Below are 24,179 nucleotides of genomic sequence, written 5' to 3' on the forward strand. Positions count from 1 at the left end.
CCTGCCACATTCGTCCGTGCGGACGCGGTGGCTACTGACGTCAGATCTCCTTCTTCTGCATCGCGCCCGCGATGTAATCCGCCTGCCGGATGGCAAGCGCGACGATGGTCAGGGTTGGGTTGCAGGCTGCGCCGCTGGTGAACTGACTGCCGTCGGAGACGAACAAATTCTTGACGTCGTGGCTCTGGCCGAACTTGTTAACCACGCCGTCGCGCGGCTTCTCGCTCATCCGGTTGGTGCCGAGATTGTGCGTGCTCGGATAGGGCGGCGTCGGATAGGTCACGGTGGCGCCGACGGCGTCGTACACCGCCGAGCCCTGCTTGTAGGCGTGGGCGCGCATCGCGATGTCGTTGGGATGGTCGTCGAAATGCACGCTCGCGACCGGCTGGCCGAACTTGTCCTTGACGGTCGGATCGAGCGTGATGCGGTTGGTCTCCTGCGCCATGTCCTCGCCGACCAGCCACATGCCGGCCATGCGCGGATAGCCGTCGATCGCTGCGGTGAACGGGCGTCCCCAGGCGCCGGGATTGAGGAACGCCGCCATGAAGGGCAGGCCGAGCGATAGCGTCTCCATCTCGTAGCCGCCGACGAAGCCGCGCTTCGGATTGTTCGCCGCCTCGTCGCGGATGATGCCGGCCATGGTGGTGCCGCGATACATGTGCACCGATTTTTCGAACACGGCATAGACGCTGCCGGTCATGTGACGCATGTAGTTGCGGCCGACCTGTCCCGACGAATTGGCGAGGCCATCGGGGAACATGGTCGAGGCGCTGTTCAGCAGCAGCCGCGGACTTTCGATCGAGTTGCCGGCGACCGCGACGATGCGGGCCTTCTGACGCTGCATGGCACCTCGTTCGTCGGCGTAGACGACGCCGGTGACTTTGCCGCTCGCATCGTGCTCGATCTTGACCGCCATGCTGCTCGGACGGACCTCCAGATTTCCGGTCGCCTCGCCCTTGGGGATCTCGGTGTAGAGCGTCGACCATTTTGCACCGGACTTGCAGCCCTGGAAGCAGAAGCCGATCTGCTGGCAGGATCCGCGCCCGTCGCGCGGCTGGCTGTTGATCGCCATGTTGCCGGTGTGCACGGTCTTGTAGCCGAGCTTCTTCGCGCCGGCCTCGAGCACCTTGAAGTTATTGTTGCCGGGAAGTCCGGGAATGCCGTTGGTGCGGGTCACGCCCATCTTGTTCTCGGCCTTGGCGTACCACGGCTCCATCTCCGCGAGCGTCACCGGCCAGTCCAACAGGTTGGCGCCGGGAATGTTGCCGTAGGTGCTCTTGACCCTGAACTCGTGCTCGTCGAAGCGCAGCGATGCGCCGGCCCAATGCACGGTCGAGCCGCCGACCGCCTTGACGATCCAGGCCGGAAGACCGGAAAAGTCCTTGGCGACGCGCCATGTTCCCGATGTGGTGCGGGCATCGGTCCAGGCCAGCTGGGAAAAGCTGTCCCACTCGTCGTTGATGAAGTCATGGTTCTCGATGCGCGGACCGGCCTCGAGGATGACGACCTTGACGCCCTTCTGCGCGAGCTCGTTGCCCAGCGTGCCGCCGCCGGCGCCGGAGCCGACGATCACCGCAACGCCAGAGTCGTTCAGATCGAATTTTGCCATATGCGTTCTCCTGAACCGTTGAGGTGATCTAAGCTTTCGGCAGCCAGTCGATGTCGGCAAAGCCGCGGTTAATGTAGCCGCCATGCTCGGCGGAGGAGCCCTCGTAGCCGAACCGCGGCCAGACCTCTTTCTGGTTGTAGAGTGATACGACGAGGTCGCCGCGTACCTTCTGGAAGAAGTCGCTCTGCTCGATCTCCTTGAGCAGCACGACGCGATCGGATTCCCAGGGGACGTCCGCGTAAGCCACCTTGTGGCGGTCGCGCGCGTTCTGGTTAAGCCTGCTGATGCCGTCGCTGATCAGCGCCTTGACCGCGGGATCCTTCGCCGCCTTGTCGTCCCACGGTTTGATCGCGGTGATGTAGTAGCTGTCGCCGAGGAAATCGTGCGGATAGATATCGCGCGCGACCTTCAGCAGCGTCTTCATTGTCGCAGGTGTCAGCGCGCTCGCCTCATCGGCCCAGGCGCCTTCGATGTTGACGGCGGCCGCGACTGCGGCGACCGGCACGGCACTCGCCGCGCCCTTGAGAAAGACGCGGCGGCTGTGCTTGCTTCGGCGATCGACTTCTCTCATGGATTCCTCCGTTAATCTTGATTTGTGTTTTGGTCAGTTGAAACGTCCGCCGCGCTGGATCACCTCGATCTTGTAGCCGTCGGGATCGCTGACGAAGAAGAAGCGCGCCAGCGTCCTGCCGTCGTGCTTGAAATCGCGCAGCGGCCCCGGCGCGAGTTGCTCGCGCTCGAATCGCGCATGTTCGGCATCGAGGTCCTCGACCACCACCGCGAGGTGGCCGTAGCCGTCGCCGAGCGCGTACGGTTCCTTGCGATCGAAATTGACCGTCAGCTCCAGTTCGAAGGGCGAGGACGGGTGCCGCAGATAGATCAGGGCGAAATCCCCGAATTTCAGATGGTCGGCGACTTCGAGGCCGAAGGCGCGCCTGTAGAAATCGAGCGAGCGGGCCTCGTCGCACACGCGGATCATGGAATGGACCGGCTTTGCCATTCAGTTCAGCTCCTTCAGAAAGGCGATGATGGCGGCGCGCATCTCCGGCTTGGCCTGCCGGTAGACCATGACCACGCCGGGAACGACGGCTTGCGGATTGGTCAGCCAGGCGTCGAGCCTGGCCTCGTCCCAGGCGAAGTCGGCTCTCGCGAGGCCGTCCGAATAGTGAAACCCTTCGACCCTGCCGGCCGGCCGTCCCACGATTTTGACCAGCGGCGGGCCTTGCCGCATCGGTTCCGACAGGTTGGTGGTGTGGCACACCGCGCATTGCTGCTTGAACAGCGTCGCGCCGTCCGGCGGCTTTGCAGCCGGCAAGGGCATCTGCGCGTCAGCACCTCGCATCACCAGCATCACTGCGGTGCACAATCCCAGCACGATCGCGCGCATCGCCAAAGTCCGCTCATTCACATCAAATTCAGCGTGCGCAAACTCTAGGCGGCGTCAAACATGCGATGGTAGTAGCGGGCTGTTTCGTTGGAGCCGTTGCGAGGCCGAACTTGGCGTTTGCGGCTCGCGTCGATGTTCCGCGCCGCCGCATATGAGGAGCACAATTCCGCGAAACTGCCGCGAAATCCCTCAACGATGACCACACGATCCGGATTGCATGGCGACTGCGCCGTTCGGCTCTCTGCGCGATGGGACGGTCCAGTCCAGGCGAACGGCGAAAAACACCAGCCGCTCATCGCGAACAAAATCCAGGAGAAATGGATGAAGTTAGTGAAGACCTCAGTGATCGCATGCGCGCTTTCGGCCTTGCTCGCGGGACCCGTCCTGGCGCAAGGCGTCTCGTCCGACACCAAGGCGCGTGGGGGCGTGCAGAGCAAGGGCGTCCAAGGCGGCGCATCGGCAGGCGACGATGAGGAATTGAACGCGCAGCCGGGCGCGGCGGGCGAGAAGATGGGCATGAAGTCGACCAAGGGCACCAAGGGCTCGGCCGGCACCACAGGCAGCGCTACGCACAAAGGGACCGCGGACGATTCCACGTCGGGCGGTGCCGCCCCAGGCAAGCGTTACTAGTCTTCCGCGAAACGACAGGCCTCCGGTCGCCCCCGCGGCCGGAGGTTATTTTGGCTGTCCGGGTTGCAATTCCGTGTCGAAAGGGCGCAACCCGCCCCGGCGCACCGATGATGCCGCCGATCTACCCAAGATGTCAGACAGTTACGCAAACCCACAGGGCATAGCGCCGGCAATTGCCGGCCACTGTGCATGGGGTTGTTTTCGACTTTTTTGTTTGGGCAGTCGTGAAACGGGTCAGGCCGAACCCGATCGATCAGTCGTCGAAGCCGCGGCCGCGCTTTGCCTTGACGTCGCTGCGGTGCTTCTTGCCCTCGAGCCGGCGCTGCTTGGAGGCAAAGGTCGGCCGCGTCTTGCGCCGCGGCGTCGGCCGTATCATGGCCTCGCGCAGGATCTCGAGGAGCCGGTCGATGGCGTCCTGGCGATTGCGCTCCTGGGTGCGGAAGCGCTGCGCCTGGATCACGATGACGCCGTCCTTGGTCATGCGCTGGCCGGCGAGGCGGGCGAGGCGCAAGCGCGCATCCTCCGGCAAGGTCAGCTTGGCGGTGTCGAAGCGCAGTTGCGCCGAGGTCGCGACCTTGTTGACGTTCTGCCCGCCGGGCCCGGAGGCGCGGACGAAGCCGATCTCGATATCGTCCTCGTCAATGACGAGATCGCGGGATATCCGCAGCATGGTGGCACCATTCGTGATGCCCGGACATATCCCGGACATCCAGGTTCGGCAATGGCGCCAGAAACGCAAATGGTCGGGCGAGCCCGGCCATTTCAGGACGCGTAGGGAAGGCGTCAGTTCGACAGTCAGTTCGACTTGGGCACCGCTGCCGCCGGTTGCGCGGCGGCCTGGGGCGCGCGGCCGACCACGACGGTCAACAGCCCCTGGCCCCACAGGCGCTTGGCGGCCGTCTTGGCGTCGTCAAACGTCACCGCATCGACGATGGCGTTGCGCTTCTCGATGTAGTCGATCGGCAGCTTGTCCTGCTGGTACTGCAGCAGCGCCTGCGCGAGCTTGGAGGAGGTGTCCAGCGCCAGCATCTGCGAGCCCTTGAGATAGGACTTGGCCTCGTCGAGCTCCTTCTGCGTCGGGCCCTCCTCGGCGATACGGCGCACCTCCTTCTCGATGGCATCGATGGTGTCGCCGGCGCGGTCGGCGCGCGTGCCGGTGTTGCCGATGAAGACCGCCGAATGCTCCATCCACAGCAGGGACTCGAACACAGAATAGGCCAGCCCGCGCTTCTCGCGGACCTCGCGATAGAGCCGGGAGGACAATCCGCCGCCGCCGAGGATGTGGTTCACGACATAGGCCGCCATGAAGTTCGGATCGCTGCGCTTCACGCCGGGGCCGCCGAAGGTGATCACCGTCTGCGGCACATCGAGCGCCACGAAGGCGCGCTGCGGCGGCTTGGCGGCCTCGATGTCGGGCACCGGCACGAGGTTGGCCTTGGCGGGGAGCGCGCCGAATGTCTGGTCGAGCAGCTTGCCGAGCGTGGCCGGATCGACGTCACCGACCACCGCGACCTTCAGTCCGTCCTTGGCAAGCACGCGGCCAACATAGTCCTTCATGTCGGCGACCGTGATGGTCGGCACGCTGTCGAGGTTGCCGTTGGTCTGCCGGCCATAGGGATGATCGCCGAAGGCGACCTCGAGGAATTTGCGGCTCGCCAGCGATGACGGATTGGTGGTCTCGCGGCGCAGCCCCGAGATGACCTGCGAGCGGATGCGCTCGACGTCGGCAGCCTCGAAATGCGGCGAGGTCAGAGCCATCCGCAACAGGTCGAAGGCTTCGTCCTTGTTGTCGCGCAGCATGCGCAGGCTGCCGCGGAAGCTATCGCGGGTGGCGCTGAAGGACAGCTCGATGGCGCGACGGTCCAGACGCTCGTGGAACGTCTTGGAGTCGAGATCGCCGGAGCCTTCGTCGAGGAGGTCGCCGACCAGATTGGCGACGCCCGATTTGTCCTTGGGATCCTGGGCCGAGCCGCCGGCAAAGGAATATTCCATGGCGATCAGCGGCACGGTCGCGTCCTGTACGAACCAGGCCTCGATGCCGCCCGGTGAGATCAGGTGCTGGATCTTTGCGGCCGCCTGTGACGGCGAGATCGTGGCCAGCGCGAGCAGCGCGCCGGCGGCAACGGACAATGCGATGCGCCGCGCGCGCGAGAAAGCAAAAGGATAGGTCACGAACGCTTCTCCTCGCGCTTGGTGCTAGCTGTGTCCTTGATCAGATAGCCCGTTACCGAACGCTTCTTCTCGAGCCATTTCTGTGCGACAGCGCGAACCTGTTCGGCGGTGACCGCGCGGATGCGGTCCGGCCAGCTTCTGATGTCCTCGATCGACAGGCCCGTGGTCAGCGCGCCGCCATACCAGCGCGCCAGCACCGCCTGGTTGTCCTGGGCGTAGATCGCTTCCGCGATGAGCTGGGTCTTGACCCGCTCCAGGTCTTCGGCGCGAACCGGGTTCTGCGCGAGGTCGGCGATGACGCCGTCGACGACCTGCTCGACCTCGGCGAAGCTGACGCCGGCTTTCGGCGCGGCCGAGACCGCGAACTGGGTCGGATCGAGCGAGATGCTTGAATAGCTAGCGTTGGCGGAGACGGCGAGCGGCTTGTCGACGACGAGGGCGCGGTAGAGATAGGAATTGCTGCCGCTGCCCATCAACTGCGCCAGCACGTCGAGGGCGGCGCTCTCGCCGGCTGCGGCGGTCGCGGCCGAGGGCACCAGATAGTAGCGCCGCACGCTGGGTTGCTCGACGCGCGGATCCGATAGCGTGACGGTGCGCGGCGCGGCCGGATCCGGCTCCTGCGGGCGGATGCGCCGCGCCGGGATCGCCGGCTGGGCTGCAATCGGCCCGAAATTGCGCTCGACCAGCGGACGGATTTCGGCGGCCTCGACGTCGCCGGCGATGACCAGGATGGCGTTGTTGGGCGCGTAGAAGCGGCGGTAGAAGGCGAGCGCATCCTCGCGGTCGAGCTTCTCGATTTCCTGGTGCCAGCCGATCACGGGCCGGCCGTAGGGATGGTTGAGATAGAGCGCCGCCATGATCTGCTCGTTCAGCCGCGCGTCGGGATTGTTGGCGACGCGCATGTTGTACTCTTCGAGCACGACGTCGCGTTCGGGCAGCACGTTCTCGTCCTTGAGGATTAGGCCGGTCATGCGGTCGGCCTCGAACTCCATCATGGTCGGCAGCTGCTCGCGCGGCACGCGCTGGTAATAGTTGGTGTAGTCGACTGAGGTGGAGGCGTTCTCGTTGCCGCCGACGCGAAGCACGGTCTGGGAGAATTCGCCGACCGGGTGCTTGTCCGTACCCTTGAACATCAGGTGCTCGAGGAAGTGGGCGAGCCCGGATTTGCCCGGTGTCTCGTCCGCCGAGCCGACCTTGTACCAGATCATCTCCGTGACCACGGGGGTGCGGTGGTCCGGGATCACCACGACCTGGAGGCCGTTGCTGAGCGTGAAGCTGGCGGGCGGGGCCGATGTCACCGTGGTCTGGGCGAGGGCAGCGCCGGCCGAAAGGACACTGGTCGAAAGCAGCGCGGCAAGGAGGCGGGCAGCCGATCGGTAAGGGGACATCATGATCCTTATGAAAAGCCGAGCACGGATGTCCGGCTCGGAGGCACGGCATCGTACACCGTGCGGCTGACGCTTCGCGTCACGAAGCAGGGAACGCCAATTAACTCGAAGCAATCATGGGCCAAGAATGATGGGCCAAGCAATCATGGGCCACGTCCCGCCCGCACGGACCGGGATCGTCCGGTTCGCGCCTCGAACCTTGCTGCGGGACAGGAGCGTTATTGCTCCTTCTCCTTGCCGGACATGACGTCGAAGTAAGTTCGCTTCGAATTATCCGGCCCGGAGCCGTAGGCATAGTTCGGCGACGGCGTCTGATATCCCGGCGGAGGTTCTACCAGCGATTGGCGCGGCGGCTCCGACGTGAACTGCTTGGACTCGGGGTCGCTCCCTTTGAAGAGCTTCCACAGGCCGCCAGTATATCCGAGTTGGGCGGGGCTGAGCGTCGGGTTATTGGTGCTGTTGCCGGGCTGGACCGGGTCGTTGTTCTGGCGGGACGGTGCAGCCGTCCTGGCCGCGTTCATCTCGCTCGGCGACAGCGGCCGGCCGGCCTGCCAGGTCTCCGTCGCTTTGGTCGCTTTCTTCCGCGCGGCGATGGCTTCCTTGCGGCGCTTCTCGTCGGGATCCTTCGGCCAGTTCGGCGCAGCGTTGGCCTCGGTGGCAGCCGGCGGCGGCAGGTCGAGCTTGGGCGGCACGACGAGCGGCGAGCGCTCGCGGTATTCGATGCCGGGCTTCTCCATGCTCTTGCCACCGATGCCGGACATCAGATTGTCGATGAGCTTCTCTTCGAAGGTCATTTCGTCATCGTCCTCGTCGTCGCCGGCGCGGGCTGCGCCCGCCGACATGACGAGACCGACGCCGAGCGCGACAGCGGACAATTTCAGCGCTCTCCAGAACCCTTGCCGGGGATCTCGAACCATCGAAACGCTGGTCTCGGAGCTGCGCATCACTGTACCTGTTCCAAATTGTGGCAGATGACCGCGTCGCGCACGGCCGACCCCGCAGGGCAAGGTTCCGCCTGCCGGCCCGTATCAGCCGGGATCAGGGCGCTTTTGCGGCGGGTACCCCAGAAAGGAATCATACAATAGCGCCGCCACGCCAGCAACGATGGCCACGTCGGCGAGGTTAAAGACGTACCAGTTAAAGGTATTTCCGCCGATCTCGACGTGAAACAGGGCGAAATCGACCACCGCGCCATAGGCGAGACGATCAATACTGTTGCCGATGGCACCCCCGATGATCAGCCCCAGCGCGACGGTCGCAAGGAAGGTGTGCGACCGGGCCATCCAGATCGCCAGCGCAACCACCGCGATGACTTTGACCGCCATCAGCGCGAACTGCGCCGCCTGGCCGTCGTTCTGAAGCCAGCCGAAGCTGATCCCGATGTTCCAGGCCAGCACGAGGTCGAAAAACGGCGTCACCTTCACCGCGCCGCGACGGGCGAGGTCGAACACGTTCAGCAGCCAAAGCTTTGAGGCCTGGTCGAGGACGACCGTGACCAGGGCCGAGATAATGCCGGCGCGGAGGGGTGTCATGACCAGGGATCAGACCTCCGCCCCCAGCGCCTTCCATTCGCGGAGCGCCTTGGCATCGCGCGGGGTGACGTCGGGATATTCTGGGTCTTCGCCGACCGTCGGCGAAATCTTCCAGGAGCGGGCGCATTTGGTGCCTTGCGCCTTCTCCACCACGACGGCGACGCCGGGCACGGCATCGAGACGGAACGCGCCCGCCGGCGCCTCATCCTCGCGCACCTCGTAGTTCGAAGTGATGCAGATCTCGGCGAGATCTGTGTCGAACAGCGTCGCCAGCATGTCGCGATCGGCGACATAGATGACCGGTGACGCCTCCAGCGACGAGCCGATATTCTTGGCGGCACGCTCGAGCTCGAGCGCGCCGGTGACGACGCGGCGCACGTTGCGGATCGCCTCCCATTTCGCGGCGAGTTTGTCGTCGCGGAGCTTTTCGAGGCCTTGCGGGAACTGGGTCAGATGCACGGAGGGCTCGGCATCAGGCCTGTACATCCGCCAGGCTTCCTCCGCGGTGAAGCTCAGGACCGGCGCCAGCCATTTCAGGACCGCGTTGCAGAGCTGATCAATCGTGGTCAGCGCCGCCTTGCGAGTCAGCGACGACGGCGGATCGCAATAGAGCGTGTCCTTGCGGATGTCGAAATAGAACGCGGAGAGCTCGCTGTTCAGGAAGGCGGACAGCGTCGCAACCACCGTCTTGTAGTCGAACTCCTGATAGGCCTTGCGGATCGTGGCGGCCCGCACCGCGAGCTCGTGCAGCATCAGCCGTTCGAGCTCCGGCATCTCGGCGAGCGCGACCGCGTCAGCGGGCTTGTAATGATGCAGCGTGCCGAGCATCCAGCGCACGGTGTTGCGCAGCTTGCGATAGGTCTCGACCGTGTTCTTCAGGATCTCCGGACCGATGCGCTGGTCGTCAGTGTAGTCGCAGGCGGCGACCCAGAGCCGCAAAATGTCGGCGCCGGATTCCTTGATGACGACCTGCGGCTCGATGGTATTGCCGAGCGACTTCGACATCTTGCGGCCGTGCTCGTCCTGGGTGAACCCGTGCGTCAGCACGATGTCGTAGGGCGCCCGGCCGCGCGTGCCGCAGCTTTCCAGCAGCGAGGAGTGGAACCAGCCGCGATGCTGGTCCGAGCCTTCGAGGTACATCACGGTGTCCTTGCCACCGTCGACCTTGCGCTTGATGCCGGCAAGGCCGGGGAAGTGCACGGGATCTTCGAGCACGAAGGCATGCGTGGAGCCGGAATCGAACCAGACGTCGAGGATGTCGTCGACGTTCTGCCAGTCCTCGCTCGCGCGCGCCCCCAGGAAACGCTCGCGCGCGCCTTGCGCGTACCAGGCGTCGGCGCCTTCCTTTTCGAAGGCTTCGCCGATGCGGGTGTTGACGGCCTCGTCCTGAAGGATCTCGGCGGAGCCGTCGCCCTTCTCACGCACGAACACAGCGATCGGCACGCCCCAGGCGCGCTGGCGCGAGATCACCCAGTCGGGGCGCGATTCGATCATGCCGTTGATGCGGTTCTCGCCCGACGGCGGCACCCATTGCGTGACCGAGATCGCGTGCAGCGCGCGCGCGCGCAACGTGTCGCCGGATTTGGAGGCAATATCCGTAGCCCCGGGCTTGCCCGGGTCGTCCACAATAGGTTTGTCCATTGCGATGAACCATTGCGGCGTGTTGCGGAAGATCACCGGCTTCTTGGAGCGCCAGGAATGCGGATATTGGTGCTTCAGCCGGCCGCGCGCGAGCAGCATGCCTTTTTCGACAAGCGCCTTGATCACGGCCTCGTTGGCCTCGCCCTTCTCGCCCTTGTCGTTGATGACACGTTTTCCGACGAAGCCAGGGGCATGATCTGTGTAGGCGCCGTTCTCGTCGACCGTGTAAGGGATCGCCGTCTTGATGCCGCGGGCATCGAGATCGCGCGCCTGCGCCGTCCAGGCATCGAAGTCCTCGCGGCCATGGCCGGGCGCCGTATGCACGAATCCGGTGCCGGTATCGTCGGTGACATGATCGCCCGGGAGTAGCGGCACGATGAACTCGTAGCCGCCGGCAAGGCCCTTGAGGGGATGGGCGCATTCGATCGCGTCCATGGTATCGCTAGGGATGTCGCGAACTTTCTCAAAGGCCGTCACGCGCGCCTGCTTGAACACCTCTTCGGCGAGCGCATCGGCGAGGATCAGGAGATCGCCGGTCTTGGTCCAATTGTCGGCCGGCGCGTCTGTCACCTTATAAAGGCCGTAGGCGATCTTCGGCGAGAACGAGATGGCGCGGTTGCCCGGCAGGGTCCAGGGCGTGGTGGTCCAGATCACGACGCTTGCGGAGGCGAGCGCGCCATGTGCAGGCGAGGTGACCGGGAATTTCACCCACACCGTATCGGAGGTGTAGTCCTCGTATTCGACCTCGGCCTCGGCGAGCGCGGTCTTCTCGACCACGCTCCACATCACCGGCTTGGAGCCGCGGTAGAGCGTGCCGTTGGCCGCGAACTTCATCAGTTCGCGCGCGATCTGGGCTTCGGCGGGATACGTCATCGTGGCGTAGGGATGATCCCAGTCGCCGATCACGCCGAGGCGCTTGAACTCCTCGCGCTGCACGCCGAGCCAGTGTGTCGCGTAGGCACGGCATTCCCTGCGGAAATCGATCATCGCGGCACTGTCGCGGAAGTCGGGCTTCTGTTTGCCCTTCTTGCGATAGTGCTCCTCCTCGACCTTCCACTCGATCGGCAGGCCGTGGCAGTCCCAGCCCGGGACGTAGTTGGAATCGAAGCCGAGCATCTGCTGGCTCTTGGTGACGAGATCCTTCAGGATCTTGTTCAGCGACGTGCCGATATGGATGTTGCCGTTGGCATAGGGTGGGCCGTCATGCAGCACGAACTTGTCGCGGCCCTTCGCGCTCTCGCGCAGCTTCTCGTAGAGGCCGATCTCGTACCAGCGCTTGAGGATCTCCGGCTCGCGCTGCGGCAGGCCGGCACGCATCGGGAATTCCGTCTGCGGCAGGAACAGGGTTTTCGAATAGTCTTTGGCGTCGGACTTTTGTGGCTTTTCGGACATGAGGCTGACTGGCTCGGAAGGGGCGCGGAAAATGGATAGCGACTGGAATCGCGGGGTGAAACGACGACATCCCGGTCTTGCGCCGAGCCGAAGGCTCAGGCGGAAGCCGGGCCGCTAATCCCTATGGTGCGCCGCGCAAACATGGGCTCTCCATAGCAGTCAGGCCGGGGAAGCGCAAAGGTCTAGATGCCGGACAGAGTGCAGTTGCGGATTTCTTGAAAGACGCTAAATTATTGATAGACGGAGAAAATTTCATGAACGCCGCGCCGCTTGCAGAGGTTTTGGAAGAGCTGAAGGAGCTACGGAGACACGGGGGAGCCGACAAGACGTGCTCTCCAAGGCCGAGCAACGTCTGCGAGCGTTTTCGGTCGAGATGGTCTCTGCGGTAGGCGGTCCGGAACGTGAGGCGCTGGTCCGGCTGCTCGATATCAGCACGCTCGCGACCCGCGTTTTCGGCGACGCGGAACGAGCCGAAGTCTGGCTGACCCGGCTGGTCCACATGGACCGCGATCCCATCCCGCCGGCCTACCAATTGCTGCGTATCGCAGTCCCCGACGACATTGTCGTTGAGATCGCCGGGCTGGAATTGCCGCTGGATTGGCGGACCCAGATGATGGTCAGCCGTGAGGTCGGAGATCGATAGCTCGATCGCTCGACGAGTGCACTCTTGCAGGTGCCCTCTGCTATAAGCGAGCGTGGGGCCAACTTTCTCCTGAACCCTGCACATCCGGAGGCCGCGCGCATTAACGTGGCGGAGGTGATCCAGGCACCTTTTGATCCACGGCTCCTTGCCGGGTCCGGTTGATCAGTCGAGCCTTCCAAGCCGCGGAAACGCATCCGGGGCGGCCGCCAGCATGGCGCGGGCGCGGGCGGAGTCGTTGTCCATCTGGCGGATCAGGGCTTCGAGGCTGTCGAATTTCAACTCCTCGCGGATAAAGCCGATAAAGGCGCAGTCCAGCGCCTGGCCGTAAAGGTCGCCCTTGAAATCGAACAGGAAAATCTCCAGGAGGGGCGCGCCATTGTCGAAGGTCGGACGGCGGCCGAAGCTTGCGACGCCGTCCAGGCGCTCGGCGCCGCGGCCGACCCGCACCGCATAGATGCCATGCTTCAGGCCGCAATTGGCGTCCAACCGGATATTGGCGGTGGGATAACCGAGGTCGCGGCCGCGCTTTTCGCCGTGGATGACCTCGCCGGTGATAAACCATGGGGCACCCAGCATGGCGGTGGCTTCGTCGAGTTGGCCCTCGGCGAGCGCGATCCGGATGGCGCTGGAGGAGACCGGCCGTTCGTCGATATCGACGTGCGGCTGGACGTCGACCTCGATGCCGAGCCGGGGCGCCTCGTTGACCAGGAGGCTCGGTGAGCCGACCCGGCCCTTGCCGAAATGGAAGTCGTAGCCGACCGCGATGCCGCTCACCCCGAGGCGCCCGATCAGGTCATGGTGAATGAAGTCTTGCGCAGTGGTCCCGGCGCGGGCCTTGTCGAAGGTCATGACCACGGCGCCGGCAAGCCCGGTGCCGGCCAGCAGCCGCAGCTTCGCCGGCTCGTCCGTCAGGCGGAACTGGGGGGTGTTGGGGCTAAAAAACCGGCGCGGATGCGGCTCGAAGGTCAATGCCAGCGCAGGGCGGCCATGCGTCCGGCCCATTTCCAGGGCCGCCGCGATCACCGCGCGGTGGCCGAGATGAACGCCGTCGAAATTGCCCATGGCGACCACGGCCCCCCGCGGAATCGCGGAATCCGGCGTGATGTCGCGGATAACGGTAAAATGCGGGGCCATCAGGGGAATTTCTCGAACCGGCAGGACGGGCCGGGACCGTGGCGCGACCGGCCGGATGAAGTCAAGCGGGCGGATGTGCCGGCATCGAACACGATTTCAATCCTTACTGGCCCCCCAATTAACGCGCTGTTTAACGCCTTGGTGCTAGTCCTTGACCGTGGAACCGCTGGGCTCCGTCCCGGCAGGTCCGATCGTAATATTCCTTGGTTTGCGTTTGGGGGAGTCGAGATGGCGGTTGATTTGTCGATGCCGGTTCTGGTGGTGGACGACTACAGCACCATGATCCGTATCATCAGGAATCTGCTGAAGCAGCTTGGCTTTGACAACATCGACGATGCCAGCGATGGCTCGGCGGCGCTCAACAAGATGCGTGGCAAGAAATACGGGCTCGTGATCTCCGATTGGAACATGGAGCCGATGACGGGTTATGACCTCCTGCGCGAAGTGCGGGCCGATCCCAACCTCGCCACCACGCCCTTCATCATGATCACGGCGGAATCCAAGACCGAGAACGTGATCGCGGCCAAGAAGGCCGGGGTGAATAACTATATCGTCAAGCCGTTCAACGCGGCAACGCTGAAGACCAAGATCGAGGCGGTCTTCCCGGACATGGCGAGCGCGTAAAGCGCCGCTCAACCGGACTTACAGCTTTCACCAGTGTCGTTACGCCCGGGCTTGTCCCGGGCATCCACGTTGTTGGAGCTGGAAAGGAGGTCGTGGATGGCCGGGTCAAGCCCGGGCATAGCGGCTCTTACCTCAGAGCTAAACCGTCACCACTTCAATTCGCGCATCAGCGCCTTCGGCGGATGGCCGAACAATTCCGCTACGGAAGCCGGATCGAGCTGGTCGAGGCCTTCGAATTCCTCGGAATGGATGCCGCGGGTGACGAACAGGCAGTCGATGCCGAATTCGCGCGCGCCGGTGAGGTCGGTGCGGACGGAATCGCCGATCGCCAGCACCCTCTTCCGGTCGATCTGGTGGCCCTGACGTTCGCCGGCAAGCGCCATCGCACGCTCGTAGATCGGCCGGTGCGGCTTGCCGTAGAAAATCACTTCGCCGCCAAGCTCGCGATAGAGCTCGGCGATCGCGCCGGCGCAATAGATCAGTCGGTCGCCGCGCTCCACTACGATGTCGGGATTGGCGCAGATCAGCGTCAGCTTGCGCTCGCGCGCCTTCAGCATCATGCCGCGATAGTCTTCCGCCGTCTCGGTCTCGTCGTCATAGAGGCCGGTACAGACGATGTAGTCGGCCTCTTCCATCGGCGCGAGCGTGGCATCGAGGCCGCGATAGATCGAGTTGTCGCGCTCCGGGCCGAGCCAGAACATCTTGCGCCCGGGATGATCGGCGACATAGAGCCGCGTCAGGTCGCCCGAAGAGACGATCGCGTCATAGATCTCGTCGGCGACGCCGAGCTTGCGCAATTGCCGTTGCACGGAGTCGGCGGGGCGCGGCGCATTGGTGATCAGGATCACCGTACCGCCGTGGCTGCGATAGGTGTGCAGCGCCTCGCAGGCCTCGGGGAAGGATTCCAGGCCGTTGTGGACCACGCCCCAGATGTCGCTGAGCACGACGTCCACACCGCCCACGAGCTCACGCAGGCTTTCGGCGAAATGCAGCGTGGTCATGATGCGCGCGGCCGATCAGACACGGCGCGCGAGCGCCGCGTTGCCGGTGATACGCTGTGGCGGAGACGCAGTAGACGTCGCGCCTGGGCTTTGTGTCCCGGAGCCATTGGATCCCTGAGTGTCCTGCGCCTGGGTCGGCGAGGCCCCGCCGGTAGCAGATGCCCCCTCCGGCCGCAATGGGCGGGGTGGCGCGAACAGAAAACCCTGGCCGAACCGCACATCAAAGTCGAGCAGGTCGACCACCGCGCGCTCGCCTTCGATCCGCTCGGCGATCAGATCGATGCCGAAGCGGCCGAGCAGGTCCGACAGGTCGGACGGGTGGATGTCGGAGGTCGAGGCCTGCCTTGGGTCGAGCAGCAGCGTGGCCGGCACCTTGATGAAGCGCACGCCGCGGTCAGCGAGCTCGCGCGGCTCGATGCGCAAATCCGTGACATGGTCGATCGAGAAGCGGAAACCGCGTTGGGCCAGCGCGGCGAGATTCTCGGTTTCGGCAGGGCCGAGATTGCGGAAGGTCGATTGCTTGAACTCCAGCACCAGCGACGGCGCCAGTGCCCGGTTGGCTTCGAGAAAATCGAGGCATTGCGCGAAGGTGGTGGAATTTCCGAGCGTGGAGGCAGCGACGTTGCAGAACACGCCGACCTCCTTGTTGCGCACCATCAGCCGACGCAGCACCTGCACACAGCGCAGCATCACCATGGTGTCGATGCGCCCGATCAGGCCGGAGGCTTCGGCAATGCTGATGAATTCCTCGGCGGCGATCAACTGGTCGCGCTCGTCGCGCGCCCGCGTCACCGCCTCGTAGAACCGCACCTTGCGCTGCGGCAGCGTCACCATCGGCTGGAGGAAGATGTCGATGCGGTTTTCGTCGATCGCGTTGCGCAGCGTGGCCAGCATCTGGGTCTGGTTGCGTCCGCCAGCGGGGGCATGGACCATCGGTGCGGGCGCAGGCCGCGGTGCGGACGGGAGCGGCTGCGGCGCAACTAACCTTTGCTCGGCCATTGCTGGCCTTTCCTCGGCCATTGTCATCAAGTCGATCGGCGCTTCCGGTTGCGACTTCGTCACCGGGACAGGAGCCGGCGTTCCGTCGGCCAGCAGGTCCTCATGGGTCGACACGGTGGCGGCGAGCTGCCTGACCAGTCCGCCGAGCTCGTTGATTTCGCCGACCACCGACTGGATGCGGTCGGAGTTGGTCGAATTGGCCGATGCGATGCGCCCCTCGATCGCCGCGAGCCTGCGGCCGAACTCGGCCACCTGGCGGGCGAGGTCGGCGGTGCCGCGCGAGAGGTCGGCGATCTGGCCGCCGACGTCGCTGCGGTCACGCAGCCGCATCGACACCGCGTTGTAGAGGGTCAGGAAGGTCAGCGCGGTCAGCGCCACGATGGCGGATTCGGTTCCACTGATGCCGGCGACCGAGTAGAGGACAAGCCCGAGCGAGGCCGCGACCAGAACCATGCAGATGGCGATGAAGATCGTCGAAATGCGAATCATGCCACGCGTTATGCCTCAAGTGCTGACTGCCTCACCCCCCGGGAAAGCACGGGCCTTGGTCCGGCGCCGTGACGTCTCATGCTCCCCCAAGCGAGCGGACCTTAACATCATTGTTGATTCGAGGGGATAGCAGCCATTCACGCGTGGCGGCTGGACCGCAGCAGGATGGGGCTGACCACCAGCCATCAAAATGGCGCGGTGGCGCCGACCGTGTCGGCCGAGACGGCCTCGCGGCTGCCGAGCGGCCTGGGCCGCCCGGTGGTCGTGTCCCGCAGGGTCTGTCGTTCGATCTCCGAGTTCAGTTCGGCGCCCAACATGATGACGATCGCCGACATCCACATCCACATCATCAGGCCGATCGCCGCGCCGAGCGAGCCGTAGGTGGCGTTGTAATTGGCGAATTCCGAGAGGTACCAGGACAGCAGCGCCGAGCCGGCGATCCAGAGGATGGCGGCTGCTACCGCGCCGAGGCTCAGCCATTGCCAGCGCGGCGCGTCGCGGCTGGGCGCGAAGCGATAGAGAACGGCAAGCGCCGCGAGGAGAATGACGAACAGCACTGGCCATCGTGCGAGAGCGACGATCAGCTTGCTTTCGGGCACGAGGCCGAGATGGTTGAGCGCGAGCGGGAAGGCGACCACGGTGCCCACCATCAGCAGCAGCGCCGCGATGCCGCCGACCGTGAATGCCAGCGACACCATGTTCAGCCGGATGAAGCTGCGCTTCTCGCGCTCCTCATAGGCGACGTTGAGGGCATCGAAGATGGCTTTGACGCCGGCATTGGCGCTCCAGACCGCGAGCACGAGACCAAAGAGGAAGGTGATGCCGAGCGCCGTATTGCCATGCGACACCACGCGCCCGACCTGGTCCTCGACGATCTGAAACGCGCCCTCGGGCAGCATCATCGCCAGCGTGTGCAGATTGGCGCTGATGGTCGAGGGATCGGCGAACAGGCCGTAGGATGAGACCAGCGCGGTCACGGCGGGGAAGATCGCCAGCAGCCCAAAGAAGACGACGCCGCCCGCGGTGGCGAGCAGGCGATCGTCGTCGATGCGCTGATAAGTGCGCCAGAAAATATCCTTCCAGCCCGCCCAGGGGATCGCAAACGGGCTTTTGGCGCGGCGGCCGCGGCCGGGCTGCATCGCTGCGTCCGCTGGCCTCGCATCCGGCGAGTTTGCGTCGTTGTTGCGGTGGTCTTGCGGAGGCCTCGGCCGGATCAGGCCGGACTCCTGGAAATACCGTTCCGCGGTCAGCACGAACACCGTAGTGGCTGCCACCAGCAGCCAGCTGTCGAGCTGCTCGGAGCGCCGCGCACACATTCAAATATCCGCTCCGTGCTGGTGACGCCGCCGGCGCGCCGCCGTGAGACCCACCAGCCCAACGGCCGCGAGCATCAGGCCGAGTTGCACGGAGCGGTTGGAACGAACCGGCCAGGACTTCCCAGACCAGGACCTCCCAGACCAAGACTTCCCCGACCAAGACTTGCCGCCATGGCCGCGTTCGCCCGGTGCGAGCGGCACCAGAGGAATCGTCGTCGCGACCTCTTTCACCGCCTGCTTCATTGTTCCGCGCGGGATCCGCGGGGTGGCGATCGCCACGCGCAGGCGGCTGGCGAGCGGCACGATTGGCTTGGGCTTGCGCTTGATCTGAGCCATGGCCACGCCGGCGCAGGCGGCGGCCAGCACCAGCAGCACCGCGCCGACGGCGCCGAAGCCCCAGAATTGTCCGTACGTAATTGCTACCCAGCGGTACAAGGCGATCAGGCCGACAAAAAGGGCCGCGACGACGAACAAGCCCGCCACCGCGAGCAGTCCCGCCGCAACCGCATAGGCTGTTGCACGTCCCGTCGCCTCGTTGGTGCGGTCGCGCAGATAGGATCGCGTGGCGCGCTTGAGCTGGTTGAGCTTGAGCGCCACGCCGGCGCGCAGCAATTCGCCCGATGGCGCAAGCATGCGGACATCCTCCGAGTGCGAGACATTCGTCGGTGGATGAACGTGGCGGAATTTGACTTGTTCCGAAGAGGCGTGGCTGTCGTCGGATCAGACGAGATCGGCTGCCGCGATCCAGAACACTTCGCCCCCGGACTCTTCGGTGTCGAGCCAGAGCAGCGGCAGCTCCGGAAAGGCCTCGTCGACCAATTCGCGGCCGCGGCCGATCTCGCAGAGCAGGCCGCCATCCGGCGTGAGATGGTCAGGCGCGTCGCGCAGGATGCGGCGGACCACGTCGAGGCCGTCGGCGCCGCCGTCGAAAGCGAGCTTTGGTTCTGCGCGGCACTCCGGCGGCAGCGCCGCCATGCCCTCAGCATCCACATACGGCGGGTTGGTGATGATCAGGTCGTAGTGCGCATCGCCGAGCGGCGCGAACAGGTCACCGCGATGGAGCGTGATCCGCTCGTCGAGCCCGTGCTCGCTGACATTGCGCGTCGCAACTTCGAGCGCGCCCTTGGAGATATCGACGGCATCGACCGCGGCATTCGGGAAATGATGCGCGGCGAGGATCGCCAGGCAGCCCGATCCCGTGCAGAGATCGAGCACCCGTTCGACGGCCGTGGGATCGTCGATCAGCGAGCCAGCCTCGCCATCGCCGCCGAAATGCGAGTCCATGAGCTCGCCGATGAAGGAGCGCGGAACGATGACGCGCTCGTCGACATAGAAGGGCAGGCCGCGCATGTAGATCTTATTGACGAGATAGGCGGCCGGTTTGCGCGTGGTGACGCGCTTATGGATGAGATCGAGGATGGTCTTGCCTTCCGCTGATGTGACGCGGGCGTGGGCGAAGGCCTCGAACTGATCGGGATGCAGATGCAGGGCCTCGCAGACCAGGAACGCCGCCTCGGCGATCGGATCGGTCGTGCCATGCGCAAAGGCGAGCCTGGCTTCGACAAAGCGGCTTACCGCATAACGGACAAAATCGATGAGGGTGAGGAGCTCGCCGCGGCCCACCTTCGCGAGCTTTGGCGCGGCGCGGCCGCGCACGGTCTTTTTCGAAGTTGTTGCCATCAGGACCGGGTCCAGCGTGCGGCGGCTTCGTCGTCGCGGGCCTGGGCCTCGACCCAGCCGGCGCCGGTGGCGCTCTCTTCCTTCTTCCAGAACGGCGCGTTGGTCTTGAGGTAATCCATCAGGAACTCAGCCGCCTCGAACGCCGCCTGGCGATGTTGTGAGGCGGTCAGCACCAGCACGATGTTCTGGCCGGGCGTGAAGCGGCCGACGCGGTGGATGATGGTGACGCCGCTGAGCGGCCAGCGCGACGTAGCCTCGTCGACATGGCGCTTGATCTCTTCCTCAGCCATATCAGGATAATGTTCGAGTGTGAGCGCCGCAATCCTGGCGCTGTCCTCGTCGCTGCGGCAGATGCCCGAGAAGCTCACGACCGCGCCGATATCGGTGCGGCCCCCGGTCAAGCCCGCGATCTCGCGCGCGACGTCGAAATCGTCTTCCTGGATGCGGATGGTGACGGGGCCGCTCATGCGTCTAACCGCCGGTCATCGGCGGGAAGAACGCGATCTCGCGGGCGCCCGCGATCGCGGCGTCCGGCCTGACATGGGCGTGGTCGATCGCGGCGCGGATCACCTTCGGCTTCTCGAATGCATAGGCATAGGCCTCGCTCCGGCCGGACAGCCAGGCGATCAATTCCTCCACGGTCCGTACGGTCGCCGGCGGTTCGATGGTCTCCTCGGCCTTGCCGATACGCTCGCGCACCCAGGCGAAATATTTCAGCTTCATCCTTCATCCTCCTTGGTGAGGTGATGGATGCCGGCACGGAAATAGTCGTAGCCGGTGTACATGGTGAGGAGTGCCGAGGCCCACAGCAGCAACAGGCCGATCTGCGTGACCACCGGCACGACCTGGTCGCCGGCTTCGCCAGCAAGCAGGAAGCCGATCGCGACGAGCTGAACCGTCGTCTTCCATTTGGCGAGCTTTGTGACGGGCACGCTGACGCGCAGCGCCGCCAGATATTCCCGCAGGCCCGAAACCAGGATCTCGCGGCACAGGATCACGATGGCGGCCCACAGCGACCAGCCATGGATGATGCCGTCCGCGGCCAGCATCAACAGGCAGGAGGCGACCAGCAGCTTGTCGGCGATCGGATCGAGCATCCGGCCGAACGCAGATTGCTGATTCCAGATCCGCGCATAATAGCCGTCGAGGTAATCAGTCACCGCGGCGCCGATGAAAATAGCCACCGCCACCCAGCGCAGCCAGAGCGGGCCGTCCATGATCGACTGCGCGTAGATGCACCCGACCACGACCGGGATCGCGGCGATCCGGCCGTAGGTCAGGATGTTCGGGAGGGACATCGCGCGGCTGGTCGTCCCTCGTGTGGTGGCGATGTTCATCCGTCCTACCAATACCGCTGCAGCCTGAAGGTCAACCGTCCCGCCTCCCAAATGAGACGCGGGACACGACATCCATATGACCGCTGCCCCCCTTTAATTCATCCCGGTTGGGGATGGAAATACTCGAAAATCCTGCGTGCGCTTTCGGCACTCACGCCCGGAACCTTGCCGAGATCGACGATCGAGGCCCGTTCGATCTCCTTCAGGGTTCCGAAATGGTGCAGCAAGGCACGCTTGCGTGACGGACCGATACCCGGAATCTCCTGCAAACCGGCCTCGCGAATGTCCTTCTTGCGCAGCTTGCGGTGCGAACCGATGACGAAGCGGTGGGCCTCGTCCCGTAGCCGCTGGATGAAATAGAGGACGGGGTCGCGCGGCTCCAGCTTGATTGCCTCGCGCTCCGGCATGAACAAGGTCTCGCGGCCGGCATCCCGGTCCGGTCCCTTGGCCACCGACATCAGCGAGACCTGGGTCAGCCCGAGCCCTGCGAAGATCTCGCGCACTGCATTGAGCTGGCCGCGGCCGCCGTCGATGATCACGAGGTCGGGCCATTGTGGAAAATCGTCGTCCTTGGTCTTGGTCGCACTCTCTTCGGGCGGATTGATGAGGCGCTTGAACCGGCGCTCCAGCACCTCGCGCATCATGCCGTAGTCGTCGCCCGGCGTGAGCCCTTCGGACTTGATGTTGAACTTGCGGTACTGGTTCTTCACGAAGCCGTCCGGGCCGGCGACGATCATGGCGCCGACCGCATTGGTGCCCTGGATGTGGCTGTTGTCGTAGACCTCGATCCGCTTCGGCGGATGCGGCAGGCTCAGTGTCGCGGCCATGGCCTCCAATAGACGGCCCTGGGTCGCGGTGTCCGCGAGCTTGCGGCCGAGCGCCTCGCGCGCGTTGGTCAGGGCGTGGGTGACGAGTTCTTTCTTCTCGCCGCGCTTCGGGGCCGTGACCTCGATCTTGTGGCCGGCCTTGATCGACAGCGCGTTGGCAAGCAGCTCGGTCTCCTCGATCTCGTGCGAGAGCAGGATGACTTTCGGCGGCGGCTTGTCGTCGTAGAACTGGGCGAGGAAGGAGCCCAGCACCTCTTCCGGCGTGAAGGTCTTCTCCGCGCGCGGAAAATAGGCGCGGTTGCCCCAGTTCTGTCCGGTGCGGAAGAAGAACACCTCGACGCAGGAGAAGCCGCCCTCCTGGTGGATGGCGAACACGTCGGCTTCCTCCACCGTGCGCGGATTGATGCCCTGCTGCGACTGGATCGCCGACAGTGCTGCGAGGCGGTCGCGGTAGAGCGCAGCGCTCTCGAATTCGAGCTCGCTTGAGGCCTTCTCCATCTCGCCTGCGAGTTCCTGCTTCACCGCCTGGCTCTTGCCTGACAGGAAGTCGGTCGCCTCGCGCACCAGCGTCGTATAGCCGGGAAAATCGATCTCGCGGGTGCAGGGACCGGCGCAGCGGCGGATCTGGTAGAGCAGGCAGGGCCGGCTGCGGCTCTCGAAGAAAGAATCGGTGCAGGAGCGGATCAGGAAGGCGCGCTGTAACGCCGTGATGGTGCGGTTGACGGCGCCGGCCGAGGCAAACGGGCCGAAATAGCGCCCGGGGCGGCTCTGCGCGCCCCGATGCTTCAGGATCTGCGGCGCCCAATGGTCGCCGGTGATCAGGATATAGGGAAACGACTTGTCGTCGCGAAGCTGCACGTTGAAGCGCGGCCGGAGCTGCTTTATGAGGTTGGCCTCGAGCAGCAGCGCTTCGGTCTCGGTCGTGGTCGAGACGATTTCCACGGAAACCGTGGCGGCGATCATGCGCAGGATGCGCGCCGGCTGCGGCGCACTGAGGCGCGCGTAGTTCGACAGCCGCTTTTTGACGTTCTTGGCCTTGCCGACATAGAGCACATCGCTGTTCGCATTGAGCATGCGATAGACGCCGGGCGAGGTGGGGGCGAACCGGACTGCGCGCTCGATCGCCTCGTGGCCCGTCGCCAACGGCTCGTCGCCGACCGCGCCGCTTTCTTCCAGGATGTCCGGCAGCCGTGATTCGTCCTCCTCGTCACCGTTTGCGGTCGCGGGATCGAGGTCCGGCGGCGCCAGCGCCTCGGGCGGGGCGTCCGGCGCGCTGCCGCGTTCGGGTTTGCGCGCGCGTGTGTCGTCCGGATTGTCTTTGGAATCGTGAACCATGGGACGAATTTAGGTGCTGGGAGCTCCGATTTGAAGTTCCGGCCGTGCCGCGCGCACAGGCGCGCACAGGATGGCGGCGCACAGTTCCCGGTAACGCTTCCTTAAGTCTGTTAACAGCGCGGTAACCGGACTTAACAGCCCTTTAACCTAAAACTCTCGATAAATCTTACGCGGAAAGTTCTTGGTTCCGTAACCATGCAGTTTGCCTTGCGCGGCGGCGCAGGCATCGCACGGGTTGCGGCAGTTGCGTTGGAGAGTGTGATGAAGGGGTTCGTTGTGGGCGCAGCCGCGTTGGTTGCTGCCGGCTGGACAGCTTCGGCAGATGCCGCCGATCTCAACTACGGGCAGCGCGCCCCCTATACCGTCAATCAGCCGCTCAACGCCTATAGCTGGGCTGGTCCGTATCTCGGCGCCAACGTCGGCTATGAATGGGGTTCGGTGGACAACAATCCCGCAAAGCCCTCTGGCTTCGTCGGCGGCGTGCAGGCCGGCTACAATTTCCAGAACGGCCCGTGGGTGTTCGGCGTCGAGGGCGACATCCAGGCAGCCGGCGCCGACGATACTTTCGCGCCGTGGAAGTTCTCCAATCCCTGGTTCGGCACCCTGCGCGGCCGCGCTGGCTATGCCCTCAGCAACGTGCTGTTCTACGGCACTGCCGGTCTGGCCTTCGGCGAGCTGCGCGCGCAGACCTTTGGCTGGACGGAATCACACACCACCGCCGGCTGGACCATTGGTGCCGGCGCGGAAGTCGGGCTTGCGCCGAACTGGAGCGCCAAGCTCGAATATCTCTACATCGATCTGTCGACGAGTCAGTTTGCAATTACAGGCGTGTCAAACGGCTATAGCGCCAGCGTCGTGCGCGCAGGCGTGAACTATCACTTCTGATAGCTAAAGAAGAAAATACCGGACCTTCAGCTTCCCGGCCGCATGCGGCCGGGATTTTTTTTGGTGCGCCCAGCATGGGTGCACTCTTATGGGTGAAAGTCCCATCGTGAGTTGATCACAACGAGCGAAGTGAAGCGCAACTGCATGAGGGCGACCGA

General features: G+C 64.6%; 24 protein-coding genes. 4 read left to right on the top strand and 20 right to left on the bottom strand.

Annotated elements, in window-relative coordinates:
- Positions 1-40 precede the first annotated feature (40 nt).
- Genes IVA82_RS44220 through IVA82_RS44235 form a run of 4 tightly spaced genes read right to left on the bottom strand, consistent with a single transcriptional unit; the run spans position 41 to position 2,996 of the window.
- A complete protein-coding gene (locus IVA82_RS44220) occupies positions 41-1,609 on the bottom strand; it encodes a GMC family oxidoreductase (protein ID WP_247383394.1) in 1,569 nt (522 codons plus the stop codon).
- 28 nt (positions 1,610-1,637) lie between these two features.
- Positions 1,638-2,180, bottom strand: a complete 543-nt coding sequence (locus IVA82_RS44225; protein WP_247383395.1) for a gluconate 2-dehydrogenase subunit 3 family protein — start codon at positions 2,178-2,180, stop codon at positions 1,638-1,640.
- Between the two features lie 33 nt (positions 2,181-2,213).
- Positions 2,214-2,609: a VOC family protein gene (locus tag IVA82_RS44230; protein WP_247383396.1), complete on the bottom strand. Its 396-nt coding sequence runs from the start codon at positions 2,607-2,609 to the stop codon at positions 2,214-2,216.
- Positions 2,610-2,996, bottom strand: a complete 387-nt coding sequence (locus IVA82_RS44235; RefSeq protein ID WP_247383397.1) for a c-type cytochrome — start codon at positions 2,994-2,996, stop codon at positions 2,610-2,612. It abuts the gene before it with no gap.
- Positions 2,997-3,317: 321 nt separating this feature from the next.
- On the opposite strand from IVA82_RS44235, the gene IVA82_RS44240 reads away from it, so the two are divergent.
- On the top strand, positions 3,318-3,626 hold the full coding sequence (locus IVA82_RS44240) for a hypothetical protein (RefSeq protein WP_247383398.1): 309 nt from the start codon (positions 3,318-3,320) through the stop codon (positions 3,624-3,626).
- A gap of 253 nt (positions 3,627-3,879) precedes the next feature.
- On the opposite strand, the gene arfB is transcribed toward IVA82_RS44240, so the two are convergent.
- The 6 genes from arfB to ileS form a co-directional block, all read right to left on the bottom strand.
- Entirely contained in the window at positions 3,880-4,296 is a 417-nt protein-coding gene (arfB, locus tag IVA82_RS44245) for an alternative ribosome rescue aminoacyl-tRNA hydrolase ArfB (RefSeq protein WP_247383399.1), read from the bottom strand.
- 125 nt (positions 4,297-4,421) lie between these two features.
- Positions 4,422-5,798 carry a pitrilysin family protein gene (locus tag IVA82_RS44250; RefSeq protein ID WP_247383400.1) on the bottom strand — a complete coding sequence of 459 codons (1,377 nt, stop codon included), beginning with the start codon at positions 5,796-5,798 and terminating at the stop codon, positions 4,422-4,424.
- Positions 5,795-7,186: a pitrilysin family protein gene (locus IVA82_RS44255; RefSeq protein ID WP_247383401.1), complete on the bottom strand. Its 1,392-nt coding sequence runs from the start codon at positions 7,184-7,186 to the stop codon at positions 5,795-5,797. The genes IVA82_RS44250 and IVA82_RS44255 overlap by 4 nt, the downstream gene beginning before the upstream one ends.
- A 218-nt stretch (positions 7,187-7,404) precedes the next feature.
- Complete coding sequence (locus tag IVA82_RS44260; protein WP_247383416.1) at positions 7,405-8,130, bottom strand: hypothetical protein; 726 nt, start codon at positions 8,128-8,130, stop codon at positions 7,405-7,407.
- Between the two features lie 84 nt (positions 8,131-8,214).
- Positions 8,215-8,718 (bottom strand): signal peptidase II, encoded by a 504-nt coding sequence (gene lspA / locus IVA82_RS44265; RefSeq protein WP_247383402.1) that lies wholly within the window; start codon positions 8,716-8,718, stop codon positions 8,215-8,217.
- A 9-nt stretch (positions 8,719-8,727) separates the two neighbouring features.
- Positions 8,728-11,751, bottom strand: a complete 3,024-nt coding sequence (gene ileS, locus IVA82_RS44270) for an isoleucine--tRNA ligase (RefSeq protein ID WP_247383403.1) — start codon at positions 11,749-11,751, stop codon at positions 8,728-8,730.
- Between the two features lie 328 nt (positions 11,752-12,079).
- Between ileS and IVA82_RS44275 the strand changes: the two genes are divergently transcribed.
- Positions 12,080-12,394: a hypothetical protein gene (locus IVA82_RS44275; RefSeq protein ID WP_247383404.1), complete on the top strand. Its 315-nt coding sequence runs from the start codon at positions 12,080-12,082 to the stop codon at positions 12,392-12,394.
- 162 nt (positions 12,395-12,556) lie between these two features.
- On the opposite strand, the gene IVA82_RS44280 is transcribed toward IVA82_RS44275, so the two are convergent.
- Entirely contained in the window at positions 12,557-13,528 is a 972-nt protein-coding gene (locus IVA82_RS44280) for a bifunctional riboflavin kinase/FAD synthetase (RefSeq protein WP_247383405.1), read from the bottom strand.
- Between the two features lie 228 nt (positions 13,529-13,756).
- Here IVA82_RS44280 and IVA82_RS44285 point away from each other — a divergent pair, with 228 nt between their 5' ends.
- Positions 13,757-14,152 (top strand): response regulator, encoded by a 396-nt coding sequence (locus tag IVA82_RS44285; protein ID WP_027551917.1) that lies wholly within the window; start codon positions 13,757-13,759, stop codon positions 14,150-14,152.
- 146 nt (positions 14,153-14,298) lie between these two features.
- Here the strand turns inward: IVA82_RS44285 and IVA82_RS44290 are convergent, their stop codons facing one another.
- From IVA82_RS44290 to uvrC, 9 genes are all read right to left on the bottom strand, one after another.
- Positions 14,299-15,153 (bottom strand): TIGR01459 family HAD-type hydrolase, encoded by an 855-nt coding sequence (locus IVA82_RS44290; protein ID WP_247383406.1) that lies wholly within the window; start codon positions 15,151-15,153, stop codon positions 14,299-14,301.
- 15 nt (positions 15,154-15,168) lie between these two features.
- Positions 15,169-16,641, bottom strand: a complete 1,473-nt coding sequence (locus tag IVA82_RS44295) for an EAL domain-containing protein (protein ID WP_247383407.1) — start codon at positions 16,639-16,641, stop codon at positions 15,169-15,171.
- 185 nt (positions 16,642-16,826) lie between these two features.
- Complete coding sequence (locus tag IVA82_RS44300) at positions 16,827-17,957, bottom strand: YihY/virulence factor BrkB family protein (protein ID WP_247383408.1); 1,131 nt, start codon at positions 17,955-17,957, stop codon at positions 16,827-16,829.
- A complete protein-coding gene (locus IVA82_RS44305; protein WP_247383409.1) occupies positions 17,958-18,590 on the bottom strand; it encodes a phage holin family protein in 633 nt (210 codons plus the stop codon).
- Positions 18,591-18,677: 87 nt separating this feature from the next.
- The gene (gene prmB, locus IVA82_RS44310) at positions 18,678-19,637 is read right to left on the bottom strand and encodes a 50S ribosomal protein L3 N(5)-glutamine methyltransferase (RefSeq protein ID WP_247383410.1); all 960 of its coding nucleotides are present in this window, start codon (positions 19,635-19,637) and stop codon (positions 18,678-18,680) included.
- Positions 19,637-20,104 (bottom strand): molybdenum cofactor biosynthesis protein MoaE, encoded by a 468-nt coding sequence (locus IVA82_RS44315; protein WP_247383411.1) that lies wholly within the window; start codon positions 20,102-20,104, stop codon positions 19,637-19,639. The genes prmB and IVA82_RS44315 overlap by 1 nt, the downstream gene beginning before the upstream one ends.
- A gap of 4 nt (positions 20,105-20,108) precedes the next feature.
- Entirely contained in the window at positions 20,109-20,360 is a 252-nt protein-coding gene (gene moaD / locus IVA82_RS44320) for a molybdopterin converting factor subunit 1 (protein WP_148745283.1), read from the bottom strand.
- Positions 20,357-20,974: a CDP-diacylglycerol--glycerol-3-phosphate 3-phosphatidyltransferase gene (gene pgsA, locus IVA82_RS44325; protein ID WP_247383412.1), complete on the bottom strand. Its 618-nt coding sequence runs from the start codon at positions 20,972-20,974 to the stop codon at positions 20,357-20,359. Before pgsA ends, moaD begins: the two co-directional genes overlap by 4 nt.
- A gap of 98 nt (positions 20,975-21,072) precedes the next feature.
- A complete protein-coding gene (uvrC, locus tag IVA82_RS44330; RefSeq protein WP_247383413.1) occupies positions 21,073-23,136 on the bottom strand; it encodes an excinuclease ABC subunit UvrC in 2,064 nt (687 codons plus the stop codon).
- Between the two features lie 261 nt (positions 23,137-23,397).
- Between uvrC and IVA82_RS44335 the strand changes: the two genes are divergently transcribed.
- Positions 23,398-24,021, top strand: coding sequence for an outer membrane protein (locus IVA82_RS44335; RefSeq protein WP_247383414.1), 624 nt, complete (start codon positions 23,398-23,400; stop codon positions 24,019-24,021).
- Positions 24,022-24,179 lie beyond the last annotated feature (158 nt).

It is taken from the genome of Bradyrhizobium sp. 142 (assembly GCF_023074015.1).
Taxonomy (GTDB): Bacteria; Pseudomonadota; Alphaproteobacteria; order Rhizobiales; family Xanthobacteraceae; genus Bradyrhizobium.